The organism is Klebsiella africana (assembly GCF_020526085.1).
In the GTDB taxonomy this organism is placed as follows: Bacteria; Pseudomonadota; Gammaproteobacteria; order Enterobacterales; family Enterobacteriaceae; genus Klebsiella; species Klebsiella africana.
In genome coordinates this window covers 2528288-2546192 of the sequence record NZ_CP084874.1, presented here as the reverse complement: position 1 = coordinate 2546192, position 17905 = coordinate 2528288, and the positions used below count along the sequence as shown (strand labels likewise).

The 17905-nt window shown below is 51.3% G+C and carries 21 protein-coding genes; 5 read left to right on the top strand and 16 right to left on the bottom strand.

Going from position 1 to position 17905, the window contains the following annotated elements:
* Nucleotides 1–6: 6 nt before the first annotated feature.
* A complete protein-coding gene (gene pgtC, locus LGL98_RS12450) occupies nt 7–1227 on the bottom strand; it encodes a phosphoglycerate transport regulator PgtC (RefSeq protein ID WP_136034502.1) in 1221 nt (406 codons plus the stop codon).
* A gap of 405 nt (nt 1228–1632) precedes the next feature.
* Between pgtC and pgtP the strand changes: the two genes are divergently transcribed.
* A complete protein-coding gene (pgtP, locus tag LGL98_RS12445; RefSeq protein WP_136034312.1) occupies nt 1633–3024 on the top strand; it encodes a phosphoglycerate transporter PgtP in 1392 nt (463 codons plus the stop codon).
* A 141-nt stretch (nt 3025–3165) separates the two neighbouring features.
* Here pgtP and lysM read toward each other — a convergent pair whose 3' ends face one another.
* The 9 genes from lysM to LGL98_RS12400 form a co-directional block, all read right to left on the bottom strand.
* Nucleotides 3166–3615 (bottom strand): peptidoglycan-binding protein LysM, encoded by a 450-nt coding sequence (lysM, locus tag LGL98_RS12440; RefSeq protein ID WP_136034314.1) that lies wholly within the window; start codon nt 3613–3615, stop codon nt 3166–3168.
* 248 nt (nt 3616–3863) lie between these two features.
* Nucleotides 3864–4484: a LysE family translocator gene (locus LGL98_RS12435; RefSeq protein WP_136034316.1), complete on the bottom strand. Its 621-nt coding sequence runs from the start codon at nt 4482–4484 to the stop codon at nt 3864–3866.
* Nucleotides 4485–4690: 206 nt separating this feature from the next.
* Nucleotides 4691–5797 carry a PTS fructose transporter subunit IIC gene (locus tag LGL98_RS12430; RefSeq protein WP_136034318.1) on the bottom strand — a complete coding sequence of 369 codons (1107 nt, stop codon included), beginning with the start codon at nt 5795–5797 and terminating at the stop codon, nt 4691–4693.
* Nucleotides 5798–5839: 42 nt separating this feature from the next.
* Nucleotides 5840–6151, bottom strand: coding sequence for a PTS fructose transporter subunit IIB (locus LGL98_RS12425; protein WP_136034320.1), 312 nt, complete (start codon nt 6149–6151; stop codon nt 5840–5842).
* 56 nt (nt 6152–6207) lie between these two features.
* On the bottom strand, nt 6208–6678 hold the full coding sequence (locus LGL98_RS12420; protein WP_136034322.1) for a PTS sugar transporter subunit IIA: 471 nt from the start codon (nt 6676–6678) through the stop codon (nt 6208–6210).
* A 128-nt stretch (nt 6679–6806) separates the two neighbouring features.
* Nucleotides 6807–7487, bottom strand: coding sequence for a D-allulose 6-phosphate 3-epimerase (gene alsE, locus LGL98_RS12415; RefSeq protein WP_136034324.1), 681 nt, complete (start codon nt 7485–7487; stop codon nt 6807–6809).
* 23 nt (nt 7488–7510) lie between these two features.
* Nucleotides 7511–8773, bottom strand: a complete 1263-nt coding sequence (gene ulaA / locus LGL98_RS12410; RefSeq protein WP_136034326.1) for a PTS ascorbate transporter subunit IIC — start codon at nt 8771–8773, stop codon at nt 7511–7513.
* Between the two features lie 30 nt (nt 8774–8803).
* Nucleotides 8804–9070 carry a PTS sugar transporter subunit IIB gene (locus LGL98_RS12405; protein WP_136034328.1) on the bottom strand — a complete coding sequence of 89 codons (267 nt, stop codon included), beginning with the start codon at nt 9068–9070 and terminating at the stop codon, nt 8804–8806.
* Nucleotides 9071–9081: 11 nt separating this feature from the next.
* The gene (locus LGL98_RS12400) at nt 9082–9519 is read right to left on the bottom strand and encodes a PTS sugar transporter subunit IIA (protein ID WP_136034330.1); all 438 of its coding nucleotides are present in this window, start codon (nt 9517–9519) and stop codon (nt 9082–9084) included.
* A gap of 217 nt (nt 9520–9736) precedes the next feature.
* Here LGL98_RS12400 and LGL98_RS12395 point away from each other — a divergent pair, with 217 nt between their 5' ends.
* Nucleotides 9737–10789 (top strand): LacI family DNA-binding transcriptional regulator, encoded by a 1053-nt coding sequence (locus tag LGL98_RS12395; protein ID WP_136034332.1) that lies wholly within the window; start codon nt 9737–9739, stop codon nt 10787–10789.
* Between the two features lie 506 nt (nt 10790–11295).
* Nucleotides 11296–12594, top strand: a complete 1299-nt coding sequence (gene oxlT / locus LGL98_RS12390) for an oxalate/formate MFS antiporter (protein ID WP_136034334.1) — start codon at nt 11296–11298, stop codon at nt 12592–12594.
* A 37-nt stretch (nt 12595–12631) separates the two neighbouring features.
* Here oxlT and LGL98_RS12385 read toward each other — a convergent pair whose 3' ends face one another.
* From LGL98_RS12385 to LGL98_RS12365, 5 genes are read right to left on the bottom strand one after another with little or no spacing between them, the layout of a single operon-like run.
* Nucleotides 12632–13210 carry a GNAT family N-acetyltransferase gene (locus LGL98_RS12385; RefSeq protein WP_168435408.1) on the bottom strand — a complete coding sequence of 193 codons (579 nt, stop codon included), beginning with the start codon at nt 13208–13210 and terminating at the stop codon, nt 12632–12634.
* Nucleotides 13211–13240: 30 nt separating this feature from the next.
* The gene (locus LGL98_RS12380) at nt 13241–13369 is read right to left on the bottom strand and encodes a phosphoserine phosphatase (protein WP_136034338.1); all 129 of its coding nucleotides are present in this window, start codon (nt 13367–13369) and stop codon (nt 13241–13243) included.
* Complete coding sequence (locus LGL98_RS12375) at nt 13357–13836, bottom strand: Hcp family type VI secretion system effector (RefSeq protein WP_136034340.1); 480 nt, start codon at nt 13834–13836, stop codon at nt 13357–13359. Before LGL98_RS12375 ends, LGL98_RS12380 begins: the two co-directional genes overlap by 13 nt.
* A gap of 42 nt (nt 13837–13878) precedes the next feature.
* A complete protein-coding gene (locus LGL98_RS12370) occupies nt 13879–14067 on the bottom strand; it encodes a hypothetical protein (protein WP_032411087.1) in 189 nt (62 codons plus the stop codon).
* A gap of 2 nt (nt 14068–14069) precedes the next feature.
* Nucleotides 14070–14762, bottom strand: a complete 693-nt coding sequence (locus tag LGL98_RS12365; RefSeq protein ID WP_136034342.1) for a hypothetical protein — start codon at nt 14760–14762, stop codon at nt 14070–14072.
* A 340-nt stretch (nt 14763–15102) separates the two neighbouring features.
* On the opposite strand from LGL98_RS12365, the gene LGL98_RS12360 reads away from it, so the two are divergent.
* On the top strand, nt 15103–15681 hold the full coding sequence (locus tag LGL98_RS12360; protein ID WP_136034344.1) for a TetR/AcrR family transcriptional regulator: 579 nt from the start codon (nt 15103–15105) through the stop codon (nt 15679–15681).
* Here the strand turns inward: LGL98_RS12360 and LGL98_RS12355 are convergent.
* On the bottom strand, nt 15657–16757 hold the full coding sequence (locus LGL98_RS12355; protein WP_136034346.1) for an iron-containing redox enzyme family protein: 1101 nt from the start codon (nt 16755–16757) through the stop codon (nt 15657–15659). The two genes, LGL98_RS12360 and LGL98_RS12355, sit on opposite strands and share 25 nt — an antisense overlap.
* Nucleotides 16758–16958: 201 nt before the next feature.
* On the opposite strand from LGL98_RS12355, the gene LGL98_RS12350 reads away from it, so the two are divergent.
* The gene (locus LGL98_RS12350) at nt 16959–17873 is read left to right on the top strand and encodes a DMT family transporter (RefSeq protein ID WP_136034348.1); all 915 of its coding nucleotides are present in this window, start codon (nt 16959–16961) and stop codon (nt 17871–17873) included.
* Nucleotides 17874–17905: the final 32 nt, after the last annotated feature.

Here is a 17905-nt window from a genome sequence, read left to right as displayed (position 1 = left end):
TGCCCATCATTTCAGTTCTTCCAGTTTAGTAATCGCCTGCCGCTGATTATTGAGAAACCAGAGCTGCCACTCCATCATCTGCTGTTCCGCAAAACTCTTGTTGTCGAACTGAGCCAGCCAGGCTTCATCCTCGCTGCTAGCCGGATCCACCGGGACACGGGTCAGCAGCGCGCGTATCTCGGGCAGCGGACGCTTGAGACGGACCTCCGCGCTATGCAGCGCTCGCCAGGCATCTTTGAGTTGGGCAAGACGAAAGCTAATCGCCGTATCAAACATCCGCTGAACCAAACGCTGACGTTTGAGGATCAGTCGATAGTTTAATGGCGGTTGATTCATCAGCATCGCCTGCTGCGCCGCCCGTGGATTGCCTGGCGCCAGCGGTGTTACCGGGTACTTCCCGGTATTAGCGTCGGCGAGGATCGTCTGGCCCTCCGGACTTAACAGATAGCGAATAAACCGCCGCGCTTCGCTGGCGTGCTGGCTGTTTTTAAGCACTGCGACATAGGTCGGCGAAACCGCCGACTGCGGGAAATAGGTAAAAGCCAGGTGCGGATCGTTCAACAGCAGATTGGCGTAATTATCAATCACCGGACCAGCCACGCCCAGGCCGCTTTTAATCTTATCTGCTACCCCAAAGCTGCGGGATGAAATGGTCACGAGGTTTCCCGCCGTCGTCAACAGCGTTTCCCATCCCTTAATCCAGCCTTTTTGTTGCAGCAGCGACTCCACCATCAGATGGTTGGTATCCGAACGCGACGGACTGCTCATCAGCAGCGCCCCCTGATAACGGGGATCGGTCAGGCCATCCCAGTCCGTTGGCGCAGGCAGATGCCGGGTCATCAGCGCCGAGCGATTCATCAGCAAACCGAACCCGGAAATCGCCACGGCCACGGAGGTGGAGCGAATGGATTCTGGCACCAGATGTTGGCTAACTGCCGGCGCACCGCTGAACGGCGCCAGTTTTTGATGCTCCTGAAGATGCTGCAGCAGCATCGGCGACGAGGTCAGGATCAGATCGACATTTTCGGCATTTGCCGTATCAAGCAGTTGTTCCAGCGAGGCGCTGGTGCGGTTGAGCGTCCTTATCATCACCGACCCCGGCTCTTTCTGCCAGCGATCGATAATCCACACGGTGGCGCTGGGAGAAAATGTCGTCGCCATCACCAGCTCATTGCTTTGCGCCACACAGGGTCTCAGCCATGCGGTCAGCAGCACCAGCGCGAGCATTTTGCTCACTATCCCGACCCCACGAAGAAATATGTTTGTGATCCCGTTCATAAATATTGAAATACCGTAAAAATCGCATTGAGACAAAACTTACCCGTTTATGACATCTGGTGAATTAATCGCCGCGAGCGAAAAAATAGTCAAACGAGCGTTCGGGAATATCGGGAAAGATTACCAGATAATGACTGGGGAATTTGTTAGTGTCCGCACAAGCCAGACATAAAATTAGCGCAAAATTAATTGCGCAGAATCTCACCCATGCTCTATGGGTCAAAAATACCCCTTCCTTTTATTATTTTGAGTCAATTTTGACTCATTTCGACGATTTGAATTTTTTAGCCGCTTATTTCACCCTTCGGAACGATTACTCCTGATGTTCGTATCAACATAAATACAGGTGACGACATGTTATCATTATTAAAAAAAGGCCCGTCGGCGAATAAAGTTCCTGCTGAGAAAATTCAGGCAACCTATGGTCGATACCGTATGCAGGCGCTGCTAAGCGTATTTCTGGGATATCTGGCGTACTATATCGTGCGCAATAACTTCACCTTATCCACGCCCTATCTGAAAGAACAGTTAGACCTCAGCGCCACGCAGATCGGTTTACTCAGCAGCTGTATGCTCATCGCCTACGGGATCAGTAAAGGCGTAATGAGCAGCCTCGCGGATAAAGCCAGCCCGAAAGTCTTTATGGCCTGTGGCCTGGTACTCTGCGCCATCGTCAACGTCGGGTTAGGTTTCAGTACCGCATTCTGGATCTTCGCTGCGCTGGTTGTCCTGAACGGCCTGTTTCAGGGTATGGGGGTCGGCCCCTCTTTTATTACTATTGCGAACTGGTTCCCGCGTCGGGAGCGTGGCCGCGTAGGGGCGTTCTGGAACATTTCCCATAACGTCGGCGGCGGAATTGTCGCCCCGATCGTCGGCGCCGCGTTCGCCATTCTCGGCACCGAGCACTGGCAGAGCGCCAGCTACATTGTGCCGGCCTGTGTGGCGGTGGTATTCGCCATTAGCGTACTGGTGCTGGGTAAGGGTTCGCCGCGCGAGGAAGGTCTGCCTTCGCTGGCAGAGATGATGCCGGAAGAGAAAGTGGTGCTGAAGACCAAACACGGCCAGAAAGCGCCGGAGAATATGAGCGCATTTCAGATCTTCTGCACCTACGTACTGCGTAACAAAAACGCCTGGTATGTCTCCTTTGTGGATGTGTTTGTCTACATGGTGCGTTTCGGCATGATCAGCTGGCTGCCAATTTATCTGCTGACGGTGAAACATTTTTCCAAAGAACAAATGAGCGTCGCTTTCCTGTTTTTTGAGTGGGCCGCAATTCCGTCTACCCTGCTGGCCGGCTGGCTCTCAGACAAGCTGTTTAAAGGGCGCCGGATGCCGTTAGCCATAATCTGCATGACGCTAATCTTCATCTGTCTGATTGGTTACTGGAAAAGCGAATCTCTGCTGATGGTCACGGTATTCGCGGCGATTGTGGGCTGTCTTATTTACGTCCCGCAGTTTCTGGCCTCGGTCCAGACCATGGAAATCGTCCCCAGTTTTGCCGTCGGTTCAGCCGTGGGTCTGCGCGGATTTATGAGCTATATCTTTGGCGCATCGTTAGGCACGAGCCTGTTCGGCGTAATGGTCGATAAAATGGGCTGGCACGGCGGGTTCTATCTGCTGATGGGCGGGATCGTCTGCTGCATCCTGTTCTGCTACCTCTCTCATCGCGGCGCGCTGGAACTTGAGCAACAGCGTAAAATCACCGAGCAGGAAGAGGCCCGGCTGGCACTGGCTGACGCACAGTAAGCGCCAGACCCTGGTAAAAGAGCCAGCAAGCTGGCTCTTTTACCGTTGAGAGAGGAGCTGATGTCTGTGATTGCTCCCGACGGCGGTATAAAGGTAGTATTCCTGTCATCGCTGATGTTGCTGCTGAGAGGAATAAACTGCCTACTTCGCCGGGATAATCAGCACCTGCCCCGGATAGATTTTGTCGGGATGGGTCAGCATCGGTTTATTGGCTTCAAAAATACGTTGATAATCATTGGCCGAGCCATACATCGCTTTTGAGATAGCGCTCAAGGTGTCACCGGATTTGACCGTGTAAAAACGACTTTCCGCCCCGCTTTGCGTCACTTTAACGCCGTCACTGACCTGGCCTACGCCAGTGACATTACCCACTGCGACCAGAATTTTTTCTTTATCTTCCTGCGACGCAACATCGCCAGTGACCGTTGCGGTGCCATCGTCCGCAACATCAATATTGACCTTTTCGGCGCCAGGCAGATTAAGTCCATCGATATGCTTTTTCAGCTTATCGGCCCGATCTTCTTTACTGTCGCCGGAGACAGCGTCCCATATTTTCTCGCCCGCTTCTTTCACAAAATTCAATAATCCCATCTTTCCATACCTCACAACTGTTACATGAACACATATTCATCGGCCCCGTTGACCCAATGTCCGCCGATATTGGTTTTGATATCCACCATCGCGACAACGGCTTGAGGCAGCACAAGCTGCCATCAAAGTATAATCAATAAGCGTCAAAGTGCAGGAAATTTGCCCCGACACGGCAGGAATGTCTGTATTCCGGCAAGGCGACACCTGATGAAAGCGGGTATTGCCCCCCCGGAGGACGAAACCGGAGATTACCGGCGGCTCATTGCCAGTTTTGCGGCAAATAACAGAAACAGGCAGCCGGTTGTCCGATCCATCCATTTCACCACGGCTGGTTTTTTCAGGATACCCGCGGCATAGCGAGTGGCGGTAATCAGCGTTAACGACCACAGCGTACCAATCAATACATGGATAGCGACCAGGAGAAAAGTCCAGCTCACGGGTGAATGCCCGGCGGGGATAAACTGGGGCAAAAATGAAACGTAGAAGACGCCCATTTTGGGGTTAAGCACATTCCCCAACATCCCACGCAGGAACCAGTTACTCGTGGTAGTAGATTCTGTCGGAGTGGTGTTAAACTGCTGGCGCGGGCGCAGAAGCAACTGGATGCCCAGCCAGCAAAGGTAGCCCGCTCCGCACCATTTCAACACGGTATAAGCAAACTCAGAAACCGCCAGCAGCGCCCCTAAGCCAAAGGCCACCACGGCGCCCCAAATAAAGCATCCGAGATCAATGCCTAACGCGGCATGCAAGGCTTTGCGTCCACCTTCAGCGGTCGCCGTGCGCAGGATGAGCGCGGTATCGAGACCTGGTGTAAGAGTAAGCAGTGTGGCAGCGAGGGTGTATGCAAGAAGTGAATCAGTGACGAGCATTTCCAGTCTCCGAAAGAGATAACGCTACTGAAATGATCACATTTTTGCAACAAGATTATTTCCCCAGATCCTCGGCTTCCCCCTGCGCCACTTTTCTTCTGGGATGACAGGTGCAAAGAGTAGCCCATGACTCAGGAACGCTTAGTCATGGGCTGATGTTCTTACAGGAACAGCTTAATGTTGATTTAAAATACCCCTGGGATACGTTAGCTCACTTTAATATCATCCAGGTCGATATCCTCTTCTTCGTAATCATTATCAACAATCACGTCGCGAGGGATATCTTTTTTGATGACGGCATAGACCGTCGCGGTAACAACGATATTTACCAGCAAGGCCATGATGCCTGCCATCGGATGTGACATCGTGGGGATCATCAGTACTCCGCCAAAAGGAACCGTCGCATCCGCACCATAGACCATGGTGACCGCCCCGCCGCATGCCCCGCCGATAGCCGCCGCCGCAATACCACGCACAATATCATTCATGACGATCGGGATAGAACCTTCAACGATATTCACAATCCCCATCGGAACCGCTGATTTTAAGGTTTCCACTTCTTCACGGTTATAGATATTTTTACGCAGCAGTTTGGCCATAAAGAAAGCCAGGCCAAATCCGATAGGCGTAGCGGTGTTTACTAACTGAAGTGCGGTAATGGGTTCATTTATCCCCTGTGCCTGCAGGGTCAGCACGAAAGCAAAGCATGTCTTATTCAGCGGGCCGCCAAAGTCAACGATACACAATGCGCCAATGACTGCGCCTAACACCAAATTCGACGACGTGCCCATGCTTCTCAGGAAAGATGTAAGCGCATCCGTGAAGATCCCGATAGGCGTACCGATGATATAGACCATAATCAGACAGCTGATAATGGAGGCAAAAAACGGTACGATCAGCGTCGGCATCAACCCGCGGGCCCAGTCAGGGACCTTGACGTTTTTAATGATCGCCAGCGCAATATACCCCGCAATATAGCCACCAATCATCCCACCGATAAAGCCTGCGCTTATGGTATTCGCCGCCAGCCCGACGACAAATCCTGGCGCGATGCCTGGCTTGCCGGCTATCGAGCCAGATATTCCCACGGCAATCACCACCGGCAACAGCCCAAGCGCCTTGGCGCCCAGGGTGGCCATCGCCTGCCATACATCAAATTGTCCCGCAGTTAACGTGTCCTGCACCGTCCCGCCAAGCCCCATGCCGATGGCGATAATAAACCCAGAACCACAGACAATGGGGATCAGAAACGAGATAGCGGTCAGCAGATGTCCTTTAGGGTTTGCTGCTTGCCATATTTGTTTTAGAGACATAAGTCACGCCCTTTAATGTAGAGTCGCCAGGCCGAAATAAAATTATGAATTGACTATTTCACTGAGTTTTTCAATCAACTTATTGGGGGATTTGACTGCCGTTTCCGTCGCGACTTTAACGACTTTCTTGCCGGAAAATCTTTCTTCGCCCGTCACTTTGACATCAGCAGCAAGCAGGACAATATCTGCCGCGGCAATCTCATCAGCGGTTAACGGGTTTTCAATGCCGATGGTTCCTTGCGTCTCGATTTTAACGTTATGTCCGGCTTTTTTAGCCGCCGTTTCAATTTTCTTTTGCGCAATATAGGTGTGTGCAATCCCCACCGTGCAGGCGGTAACGCCGACAATATTCATGATGTTTCTCCGTTAATTAATTTAATAAATTATAAAACGATATTAGTAAGTTAGTATTAAGCATCGGCGTTTTCAGTTTCTGAATTGAAAAGCGCAATGATTTTATGTGGATCAGATTCAACCAGTAATTTAGCGATAATGTCTTCGTCTGCCAGTGACCCGGACACTTGTGCTAACAGGCGAATATGAGTGGCATTTTGGTCCACCAGGCAAACCGCAAATAAAATAACACAACGAACATCGCTGCCATCCATGGTCTCCCAGGGAATGGCATGTTGCGTGCGTCCGATGGCTAATGCGGTACGGGAAACACCGGAAGATTTGCCATGTGGAATAGCGATATGGTTTTCAAAGCCCGTAGAGCCTAGCTCCTCGCGTAACCAGACATCACGAATAAAGTCTTCCTTATTGGTTACGGCGCCATCCTGGATCAGTAAATCGGTGAGTTCTTCTATTACCTCTTCTTTGGTTCTGGCGGTCATATTTAACTTGATGTTATTCACATTAAGTACTGTAGAAATATCCATAATTCATCCGCATTAATATAAAGTGGTCGTTGAATAACAGAGCTGGCATCGCTGGTGTGATGCAGATCTTTTAAGCCTTATTTAAATAAATGCTGTGGTTCAAAGAAAAATAATACAGTAATGACCTGTTATGCAGCGACGGTTTCCCGCTGGAAGATCTCGATCATTCTGTCCCAAGCCTGGCCAACATCCTCATGGAGTGAAAACAGACCCGATGTGCCAACGATAAACACATCCACCCCGGATTCAGCAATCTGGCTAAAGGTTTTTTCATTGCAAGAACCATCAATTTCCGTTAGATAATGATAGCCATTATTTTTGCGCATACTGATGAGTTTTCTTATCTTGTTCAGCGATTCAGGAATAAACTTTTGTCCGGCAAAACCAGGGTCAACCGACATGACCGTCACTTTATCCAGCAGATGCGCATATTCGGCAATGCTTTCTGCGGGTGTCGCCGGGTTCAGCACCACCCCGCACTTTTTACCCGCATCCCTGATCTGATTGAGCAGGCGGAAAATTTTGTTATTCGCCGTTTCGGGATGAAAGCTGATGATATCGGCGCCGGCATCGAGACACATGGGAATGATATCTTCCGGATGATTCACCATCAGATGAACATCAATGGGGACAGTAGTAATTTTTTTCAGATTCGCAATAAAAAAAGGAGACAGTGTGATATTGCGGACATAGTTGCCATCCATTATATCAACATGGTAAAAATCCGCCTTTTTATTCAATGCCGTGATCTGCTCTTTGAACTGTGTTAAATCCATGCACATTAATGAGGGTGAAAATTTAGCGCTCATAAACCACCTCCGAGAGTCAATAGTTAGTTAAAAATTGCGATGATATGCCCCAGCACGATCCCGACAACGCCAAAGTCGGCGTCTCCAAAGGTCGTGGAGCCCAGCCCCATATTTCCCATCATGGGCAACAGAATGGCAGGCAGGAACGAAATGAGCAGGCCGTGGGCAAAAGCCCCTACCACCGCCCCGCGACGTCCGCCGGTTATGTTGCCGTAAACCCCCGCCGTGGCCCCGCAGAAAAAGTGAGGAACCAGACCCGGGACAATGACACTTAAGCCGAACAGTGGGCAGAGGAACATACTGACCAGCCCCGCGACAAAGCTTGCGAGAAAGCCGACGATGACGGCATTCGGAGCAAAGGGAAACACCGTCGGACAGTCCAGCGCCGGCTTAGCGTCTTTAACGAGCTTGTCCGCAATCCCTTTAAACGCCGGGACGATCTCAGCAATCACCATCCGCACTCCGGCAAGGATGATATAAACCCCCGCGGCGAAAGTGAGGGACTGGATAATGGCGAAGATAATAAAGTTCTGACCGGCGCTCAGGGTCTCCTCGACAAAGGATTTGCCTGCGACGACCACCAGCACAAGGAACAGAATCATCATAGTAAGAGAGATGGCTACCGAGGAGTCGCGAAGGAAATTAAGCGACTTAGGTACTTTGATCTCTTCTATCGAGGGACTATCTTTACCAACAACTTTGCCCACCAGCGCGGACAGCAGATAGCCGATAGAGCCAAAATGCCCGAGCGCCAGATCGTCGGTGTTGGTAATTTTGCGGGTAAATGGCTGCAAGATGGCCGGGGAGATCACCATCATGGCACCGAGGATAATCGCGCCAATAGTCACAACCCAAATTCCTGACAACCCCCCTACTGACAAAATCACCGCCAGCATCGCTGCCATATAAAGCGTATGGTGTCCGGTCAGAAAGATGTACTTCAATGGCGTGAGGCGTGCCAGCGCGATATTGATCAGCATACCCAATACCATAATGGTGGCGGTTTCCGTGCCATAATTCTTCTGCGCCAGAGCAGCCATAGCATCAGTGTTGGGTACCACGCCCTGAATATGGAAAGAATGCTCAAATAACTGGCTAAAAATCGTTAACGTATAAGCAATAATACCAGCGCCAGCGGTTAAAATGACAAAACCCATAATGGTTTTCAGGGTACCTGAAATAACGTCTGAAATTCCTTTTTTTTGCAACAGGAGACCGATCAGTGAAAATAAACCAACCAGAATCGCCGGGGTCCCTAGCACATCATAAATAAGAAAATGAAGCATATTAAACTCCACGAATCAGATAGCCGTTGCTTAAATGTTTTCTGCTAAAATTTCTTTAATTTTATTGTTATCCAGTAAATTACTTAATCCAACTACCTTTGCAGAGTGATTGCTAAGATGTTCTGCAATGTCTTTGGCGCTGAGAATAAGATCGGCAGTTTCGCTTTTCGCCGACGTCAGATCGGTATGCGCGACTTCAGCTTCTTTATTCATTTCGGCAAGGATTTTTTTGACATTCATTTCAACGATGAAGCTGCTGCCTAAACCATTACCGCACACGATAAGCACTTTTTTCATTCTCTCTTCCTTCAGTCAATAACGGCCTGAATGGCTTTGACATCATCGGCATTTAACAATCGGTCTAACTTTTGCGGATCGCTAAAGATTTCAGCCAGTTCACCGATCATCGTAATATGTTCATCTCCGGAACGCGCACAAAGCATTATAACCACGTACACTGGATCATTCTCTGCCGAACCGAATGACACCCCTTCTTTAATATGAAGAAGCGATAATCCATTTCTTAACACACCCTGTTCAGGACGGGCATGAGGCATCGCCAACCCCGGAGCTAATACATAATAGGGCCCAAGTTGTTCATGGTTTTTTAAAATCGCCTCAATATATTGCTCGGTCATATACCCTTGCGTTAGCAAGGGTTCTGCCGCAAGACGAACGGCATTTTTCCAGCTATCTATTGAGTTAATGACTTTAATTTTATCCGGCGTTAACCAGTCTCTGATCATATGCTCTCCCGAGAGGGTTTATGTGCTGCACTATAAACAGCTAACTAAAATGCAACTGTGATACACCTCCCAAAGTTAGCGCTAACAAGTAAAAATGTTAAAAAGTGCGTTACCGCTAACACCGCCTATAATGTGCTTTCCCCTTCGCTGTGGTAAGTTATAATGCAACTCGCAGATATACTTTCGATATATTTTATTTTTCAAACGGTTGGTGATTTTGGTGAAGAGCTTAGACGCGGACGGTAGCCCGAAAGAAAAACGACGTAAAGGAACGGGTAAGATAACCCTGACTGAAGTGGCTGAGTTTGTCGGTGTGAGCGCCATGACCGTCTCGCGTGCGCTGAGAATGCCGGAAAAAGTGAACCCTGAGCTTCGCGATCGCATCGATGCGGCCGTCAGTCAACTCGGTTATGTCCCAAATCTGCAGGCACGTAATCTGGCGTCAGTCCATTCCGATCTTATTCTCGCCGTCGTCCCCACCTTCTCTTCGCCGGGTTTTTTGCCGGTCTCTGAAGCGCTGCAAAAAGTGCTGACTGAACGCGGATATACCATGATGTTTATGGAGTCCGGGCATGACGGTCAAAGTGAACAAAAGACGTTTGAAAAAATGCTCGCCTATAACCCGGCGGCCATTATTCAGTTCAATATCGATACCATTGAGAGCTGCACCCAGCTGCTGGCCAATGTGGATGTCCCTATCCTGGAAATTGGCGCGCTAAATACCCACCCCGTGGGCATGTGCATCGGCGTGGATTACGGTAAGGCCGTAAAACAGATCGTCACTCATCTGGCCGACGCCTCATTAAAAAACATCGCGCTGCTCTGTACCCCAGCCAATAACACAATGTTTCGCCAGTTACTCAGCGGCTGGAATACTGCGATGCTTTCCCTGAACCGCTCCCCACACCGGGTGGTGACCACGCATTTGCCATCCACCATCGCCACAGGCGTCAATATATTTAAGGATATGATGATTACCTGGGGCGATCTCGATGCGTTAATTTGCACATCGGATGAAATGGCCTGCGGATGCATGATGGCCTGCCACAGTGCCGGCATAAAAGTGCCTAATACCGTTTCGATTGCGAGTTTAGGCGGCGGGGTGTTATCGACAGTCTGTTCCCCTGCCCTGACAACCGTTGAGTTTCCCTGGCATGACATTGGGGTGAAAGCCGGTAAAGCCCTTCTCGATCTGCTTAACGATAATCCGTGTGAAAAGTTTATTGAAATTCCGTCAGTGCTCAAAGTCCGGGCCAGTACCGCTGCGTGAGCTTAATGTGGGGCGATAAGGCGTCAGCGGGCGGCTTCCCATATCGAGTGTGGTAGCCAGTATTTCTACCAGGAAGAATGTTTCTCTGCGAAAGTCCATACAATACATGCCCAGCTCATAAAGAAAAAACAGTGGGGACAGCAGCGTTTATTTGGTGCTAAGCAGGTAAACCGCCATCCTTATTTCCGGTTTACCTTGGCGGCTTTGCCCGGAAGTCTGTCTCACGCCAGTCAAGGATACATGATGTGTCTTACGCCAGTTAGCACGCGAAGCGCACCGCGATAACCCATTTGCACCGCTCTGGTGCCGCACATTCACCATGCCGCCCCCCATCAGACATGCCCTCATTACATTAACCACCTGAATATAAAAAATTATTTTATATGGCACGTTTAATGCTGTGCGCTTGTATACCGCGATGTGGACAAGATGGTATGCCGTATGGCCACAACAAGTCGTCACTCTGCGGTCGCCACCTTCCCCTTTCTGTGAAGCATCCAGGGTGGATGCGTTTCACGGAAGCCAGTTTACTGAAAACGGAGAACAACATGACGACACTCAGCGAACCGTTGGTTACCCCGAAATATGGCAAATGGCGCCAGCTGGTGCTGGGCTTGATCTGCATGGCCGCCATTTCCAGTCCGCAATATGTCTGGACGCTGTTGACAAAACCCCTGGCCGCTAAACTTGGCGTCGGTCTGCCAGAGTTGCAGGTCACCTTCTCGCTGCTGATCATCCTGCAGACCTTCTTTTCACCTTTTCAGGGGCGGTTAGTGGAAAAATTTGGTCCACGGCGGCTGATCGCTATTGGCACGGTGATGGCGGGAATGAGCTGGGTGCTTTCCGCGCAGGTAAACGGCCTGGCAACGCTCTGGCTGGTATATGGCTGCATGGGCGGCCTCGGGACCGGGATTGTCTACATCGGCGTTGTCGGCCTGATGGTCAAATGGTTCCCGCAGCAGCGCGGATTTGCCGCCGGCGCGGTGGCGGCGGGCTACGGGATGGGGGCAATTATAACCACCTTCCCTGTCTCCCTGTCGCTGGCCACTAACGGCCTTGAACACACGATGACGACTTTCGGCATCCTTTTCGCTCTCGTCGGCTTCTTCGCCAGTCAGGGGCTGAAGCTGCCGCCACCCGCGGTCTCCCAGCCCGTCAGCCAGACGGTGGTGCAGAGCAGCAGATCGTTTACTTCCCGGGAAATGCTGCGCCAGCCGCTGTTCTGGCTGATGTTTGCCATGATGGCGATGATGTCGACTTCCGGGCTGATGGTCACTTCGCAAATGGCGGTGTTCGCCGAAGATTTCGGCATTAGCCAGGCGGTAGTGTTTGGCATGGCGGCGCTGCCGCTGGCGCTCACGATAGACCGCTTCACCAACGGCTTAACCCGGCCGCTGTTTGGTTTTATTTCCGACCGCTTCGGCCGCGAACAAACCATGTTTATCGCCTTTGCGCTGGAAGGCGTGGCGATGATGCTCTGGCTGGCATGCCGGGAAGATCCGCTGCTGTTTGTCCTGCTCTCCGGGGTGGTGTTCTTTGGCTGGGGAGAGATCTTCTCCCTCTTCCCGTCGACGCTCACCGATACGTTCGGCAGCGAATATGCCGCCACCAACTATGGCTGGCTGTATATTTCGCAGGGGATTGGGTCAATCTTCGGCGGCCCGCTGGCGGCCCTGCTCTATCAGTACACCCACGGCTGGCATATGGTCTTCAGCTGCGCGATTAGCCTTGATTTTGTCACCGCCGCCCTCGCGCTGTGGGTGCTAAAACCGTGGCGCGCGCGCTTTATCCGTCAGCACAGCTAACTGCAGTCCTGACAGAAGTGACGGCTCGCCCGTCACTTCACTGATATTCGCTACGTAGCAGCGCATACAGGTACTCGTCGCCCCACTCGCCTTTAAAAAAGATATTCTGCCGGTAATGCGCCTCGCGACGAAAGCCCAGCCCTTCCAGGAGTTTGATCGCGCCGGCATTGCGGGTATCAACCACCGCCATCAGCCGGTGATGGGCTAATTGCTCAAAGAGTAAGGCCATCACCGCCCGCATCGCTTCCCGGGCATACCCCTGGTGCTGATATGCCGGGGAAAAGGTCATGCCCAGCTCGGCCTGTCTGCCCTGATCGAAAAAGTGGATCCCCACGTCTCCCGCCAGCGCACCGTTGGCCTGGATCTCTACGGCAAGCTGGAACCAGCTCTCATCCTCAGCAAAGGCCAGCGAACGCTGTTGTTCATAGAAGGCTGTCGCCTCTGTCATGCTGTAGTGGGTCCAGCTCTGAAAGCGGGCCACCTCCGGCAGATTGCGATAATGGCTGAAAGACGGTAGATCTTCCGTTCTGAACCGGCGCAGCAGCAGCCGGGGCGTGGTCAGGGGTAACATCATCTCTTCTCTTCTTCTTAATGAGACTGGCAATCGCAGGGCCATCTTAACCTGCGCAGCCTGGCGCTGCCAGGCTCATGGCGGAGCCTCATCCCAGCGATAGATTTTGGTAGTGGCCAGCACCAGCATGGCGGATTCTTCCGGAGTACCGCCGTAGGCTAAGATCTCATCGTAATCGGTCAGCGGGGAGTTCAGGCGCAACACCGGTCATTCCATGAGCCACGATAGATAATATTCCCTTCGGTATACTTCCAGGTGATCGCCTCATAACGCAATTCGAGTGTTTCGAGATGGGTACTACTCATCCCACCCGGAGAAAGAAATGGTGCAACCGTGGTAAATTTGACGTTTTCCAGAATGATATTGAAATATTCGGCTTCGATACCTGTTTCCAGAATGCGGTACATCTTGATTGTCGCCTTCTTCATGGTTCGGCCTTCGCAGACTGCTCTGTACAACAGCGGTGTTGTTTGATCGAACTCCTTTACGATCGTTACAGGTTGATGGATCCGCGTACCGGTTAGTTTTCCCCAGTGTTGATCTACCGGAATAGTTACCCCATGAGAAAAGGATTTTAACTCGATAGAACCCAGGCGCAGTGGCATCAAACAACTGCCGAGAATTGGGGAACCATTTTCATCTTCCAGCCATAAGTGTGCGGGTGTAGACATATTATTTCCTTATAAATTTAATATAAAGTTAAGTTTTCAATGTCAAAATTTTACAAATCGATAAAACATTACAATTACAAATACGAAAAACAGGGGAACAAGCCAGAGAGGCGTCTCTGGAAAAAAGAGCCCTTGTGCCATGGCGAAGAGGATTGTCAATACAGCAGGGCCATAATATGAAATTAACGATCTGAATATTCTTCGCAGCAATCTTTTAATAAGATTCATCATAGCTATCGGATCATCCTGGTAATGATGTTTGCAATCCCCTCATTCGATGCCTGTTGTGCTGTAAACGCCTCAGATTTTAGAAACAATGGTTCTATCAGAAAGTACATCATTTCCAGCTCATGTGCGTAAAGTACCGAATAATACGCAGGTTCGGAAACGCAAAGACGATGCGCACTCTCTGCTGCTTTCTGCACAATACCATATATTCCGATAGCGCCTACCACTCCCCCTGCCCGGCGTCCAGCCAATGCACTAAGTTCAAGATTGAGGTTTATACCTGTAGCGACAAATGAGGCTGTTGCCAAAGCAAATCCAGCGTTGGTCAGTGAGCTTGCGGCAATATGAATGTTAACAGCCATAAGTATTCGCTTTATACGCTCCAGTTCCTCTGAAGTTTTGTCTTTGAATATTTGTTCAAAATATAGCTTGAGCATATCGTATGCAATATTTCCATGTTTAAGGAGATAAATCACACCGTTTTTAAATCGTATGTCTTCGGTTTTTTGTTGCAGGCACACATCCTGGTACTCATCGGTAAAACAGGACGAATAATAAAGCGCACGCTTTGCACCTGCGCCTATGGTTTCAATTTGGTTTGCTACGGCCTTTTCTGCTCCCGCTACGGCATGTTCGAGTTTTAACGCAAGAATATTGTTAGCCTGTAAATAACGGACAATTTCATTCTTGTAGTACATAACCATTCCTTGTTAATTATTTATTTTCCCAGGTGTTGTCATCGCTCTTCATGAGCAAGCCCTGAGTCAATCGCTGACTATGAAAGATGGTATTTCCTGGTCAGAATACTGATTATTAACGCGACTCCTCCGTACTTATGCAAAGCGATTTATCGCAGACAAGTATGGTGACTTGTGCATGTCAACGCAATCTTGTTTTATTGAGGGAACTGACGGCGTATAAACCGCGGCTGATTTACTTTTTACCCGTCTGGCGGCAAGATCCGGCATAATGCACCGCTGCTGCAGGACGTCCATGTCACCGGCAGTCGTGACAGCAAACCATTCGACAGGAAAACGCATGAAGCCAAAACAAGCGGACATTCTCCGCCACGCCAGCGCGTTGTTTAATCGCGAAGGATATCAGTCGCCCAGCATCGAGCGGATTGCTGAACATGCCGGCATCTCCAAAATGACTTTCTATCGCTACTACGCCGATAAAGAGGCGCTTATTCTGGATATTCTCAGGCAGAAAGAGAGTGAGTTTATGCAGGATCTGGCGCAGATCACCGCGGATAAAACCACCGCGCGGGAGAGGCTGTTTGCCGTGTTCGACTACTATCATTGCTGGTTTACCTGCGAAACGTTCCACGGCTGCATGTTTACCCGCGCGCTGTTTGAATATGGTGCGTCATCGCCGGCGATCCGGGAGCAGTGTTCCCGCTTCAAGTCGCTCCTCTGGCAGTTCTTCCGCGATATTCTCCTGCTGGTGTTAAAACCAGAGCCTGCCGAGCGGGTCGCCATGATGATGGTGATGCTCATCGATGGCGCTATCGCCGCCCAGCAGGCCGAATCCGTGGAATGCCGGGAGATCCCGCCGGGGGTCACCGCCTGGAGTGCGGCCAAAGCGCTTATTTACTCAGAAGGCGGTACGCTGTGAGATGGTGAGCTGCCGTCCAGCGACTGCAGAGCCGCCAGCAGACCATCATAATAATCGTTGCAGGTTTGCAGACGCAGCGCGGCGCCAAAGTAGACCTCCTCCATCGCCGCCGGATGTTTTTTGCCAATCGGCACAATCACATTGTTCAGCCAGCCATCCGCATGACCGATATCGACGGTGATGTGTTCGGCATAGTAATGCACGTCACGCTCGGAAAGGCCAATTCGCCGACAGCCCGCCACCAGTTTTTCATACTGTGGTGGGTCGAGCAGCTCGGTCATCGCCATCACACCCAGTGATTTATAGTAATGCTGACGGTTTACGCCGCCCAGCATAAAGGCGTTATACCCGGCCAGGCCCTGCCAGTCGTACAGGTGGGCAAAATGATTATCCGGCAACGCGATATTCCGCCGCTTCAGTAAATCCTTATACAGATTGACGTGGGTGATCTCAGTGCTGCCCTGACCTATCTCATCCCACAGATTTTGCGCAATCTCAGCGCGGGTTTCCGGCAGCGAACCGACCAGCCCCATTGCCACAAGATCGAAGAACAGCAGATTCAGCGCGCTGTCGCTTTTGAAGAAATAGTCGATCTGCGCCGCAGAGGCCTCGCTGGCAAGGAAATCGAACAGCGGATGATGAGACGCCGGGTGCTGCTGGCATAAGGCGCGCAGTTCGTCGACGATATTGCCGGCGTTAAGCACCGGTCTCTGGCGATGGAAACGTTTGCTTTCCGCCCGCAGCCACTCAGACTCAATATAATTTCTGATCCCGGAGAGCAGCGGATGAAACTGATTGGCTGCCGCTGGCGAGAGCGGGTCGGCAAGCCAGGACTGATAGAGAATGAACAGCGCGTGGTGCGCACGTTTTTTGGCCTGTGGATCGTCAGCGGAGAAGGCGCGGATGCAGGTATTCTCAGTGAGATGCCAGGCTCTGTCGGCCACCAGCGGGTTAGCCGTGAGCTTCAGCGACAGCGCGTTGCTGTGCAGAAGCTGGTCGATTAACTCATCCAGCGCCAGCCTGGCCATCACCGCGGTCTGGTCGCTTCCAATCACCCCATTATCTATGTTACGCATGATTTATCCCTATGAAATACATGGCGACTATACGGTATAGTACCGTTTAAATGGCGGCAATGAAAATTTCACAACATACCCTATCTTATTGTATATAAAAAATATTTAATGAATTAAACAAAAACCATTGAAAAATTGTTGATATTATAAAATTGATAAAGTTACCATTCAGTACAATGATTAGCGACGCAAGGAATCACCATGCCCTATCTGTTACTGACGCTGGCCGCCCTGTTCTGGGGGGGAAATTACGTGGTCGGTCACGTGCTGGTTCAGGGCGTAGATCCGATCCTGATGACCGAAGCGCGCTGGACGCTGACGGCGCTGCTGCTGGGCCTGCTTTACCGTCGGCAAATCGCCGCCAGTCGCCACCTGTTACGGGAAAACGCGCCAGCGGTGCTGGTGCTAACCCTTTGCGGCCAGGTCAGTTTCCCGCTCACGCTCTATATTGGCCTGCAAACCACCTCCGCCCTTAACGCCGCCATCTATATGTCCGCCACGCCAAGCATGGTGCTGCTGATTAACCGGCTAATTTTTCGCGACCCGGTTTCGGCCCGCAACTGGCTGGGGGTCATCTTCAGCACCCTTGGCGTGATGATCCTGTTATTCCAGGGAAACCCACTGCATGCCACATCGCTGCATCGCTTTTCCGTCGGCGATCTGTGGGCCATGGGCTCGGCGCTGAGCTGGGCGCTCTACTGTTCGCTGTTACGTCTGAAGGACCGCCGGATCCCGGCGAATGGCTTTGTCGCCGTCAGCTCGCTGCTCGGCGCCCTGATCCTGCTGCCAATCGTCATCTTCTGGCTGATGCGCCACCCGGCGCAGGACTGGATGGCCTGGCGCGAGCCGCTTTTCCTCATCGGCCTGGCGTATCTGGTGATTTTTCCCTCGTGGCTGGCCTATCTGTTCTGGAACAAAGGTATCGCCGCGATTGGCGCTACCCGGGGCGAAATTTACACCCACATCATCCCCCTCTCCGGCGGGGTGTTGAGTATCCTGTTCCTGCATACCCAACCGCAGGCCTGGCATCTGTTCAGTGCGCTGTTCATCATGGTGGGGATTGGGATCTGCTCCCTGGAAAAACGCCAGGCGGCGTCTATTCGTTTGCGTGGCTAATGTACGTGACCGGGCGCATGGCCACGCCCGTT

Bases quoted from the DNA above. Each gene is read 5' to 3' on its own strand.
- pgtC (WP_136034502.1), bottom strand. From the start codon at position 1,227: ATGCTCGCGCTGGTGCTGCTGACCGCATGGCTGAGACCCTGTGTGGCG.
- pgtP (WP_136034312.1), top strand. From the start codon at position 1,633: ATGTTATCATTATTAAAAAAAGGCCCGTCGGCGAATAAAGTTCCTGCT.
- lysM (WP_136034314.1), bottom strand. From the start codon at position 3,615: ATGGGATTATTGAATTTTGTGAAAGAAGCGGGCGAGAAAATATGGGAC.
- LGL98_RS12435 (WP_136034316.1), bottom strand. From the start codon at position 4,484: ATGCTCGTCACTGATTCACTTCTTGCATACACCCTCGCTGCCACACTG.
- LGL98_RS12430 (WP_136034318.1), bottom strand. From the start codon at position 5,797: ATGTCTCTAAAACAAATATGGCAAGCAGCAAACCCTAAAGGACATCTG.
- LGL98_RS12425 (WP_136034320.1), bottom strand. From the start codon at position 6,151: ATGAATATTGTCGGCGTTACCGCCTGCACGGTGGGGATTGCACACACC.
- LGL98_RS12420 (WP_136034322.1), bottom strand. From the start codon at position 6,678: ATGGATATTTCTACAGTACTTAATGTGAATAACATCAAGTTAAATATG.
- alsE (WP_136034324.1), bottom strand. From the start codon at position 7,487: ATGAGCGCTAAATTTTCACCCTCATTAATGTGCATGGATTTAACACAG.
- ulaA (WP_136034326.1), bottom strand. From the start codon at position 8,773: ATGCTTCATTTTCTTATTTATGATGTGCTAGGGACCCCGGCGATTCTG.
- LGL98_RS12405 (WP_136034328.1), bottom strand. From the start codon at position 9,070: ATGAAAAAAGTGCTTATCGTGTGCGGTAATGGTTTAGGCAGCAGCTTC.
- LGL98_RS12400 (WP_136034330.1), bottom strand. From the start codon at position 9,519: ATGATCAGAGACTGGTTAACGCCGGATAAAATTAAAGTCATTAACTCA.
- oxlT (WP_136034334.1), top strand. From the start codon at position 11,296: ATGCGTTTCACGGAAGCCAGTTTACTGAAAACGGAGAACAACATGACG.
- LGL98_RS12385 (WP_168435408.1), bottom strand. From the start codon at position 13,210: ATGGCCCTGCGATTGCCAGTCTCATTAAGAAGAAGAGAAGAGATGATG.
- LGL98_RS12375 (WP_136034340.1), bottom strand. From the start codon at position 13,836: ATGTCTACACCCGCACACTTATGGCTGGAAGATGAAAATGGTTCCCCA.
- LGL98_RS12370 (WP_032411087.1), bottom strand. From the start codon at position 14,067: ATGATGAATCTTATTAAAAGATTGCTGCGAAGAATATTCAGATCGTTA.
- LGL98_RS12365 (WP_136034342.1), bottom strand. From the start codon at position 14,762: ATGTACTACAAGAATGAAATTGTCCGTTATTTACAGGCTAACAATATT.
- LGL98_RS12360 (WP_136034344.1), top strand. From the start codon at position 15,103: ATGAAGCCAAAACAAGCGGACATTCTCCGCCACGCCAGCGCGTTGTTT.
- LGL98_RS12355 (WP_136034346.1), bottom strand. From the start codon at position 16,757: ATGCGTAACATAGATAATGGGGTGATTGGAAGCGACCAGACCGCGGTG.
- LGL98_RS12350 (WP_136034348.1), top strand. From the start codon at position 16,959: ATGCCCTATCTGTTACTGACGCTGGCCGCCCTGTTCTGGGGGGGAAAT.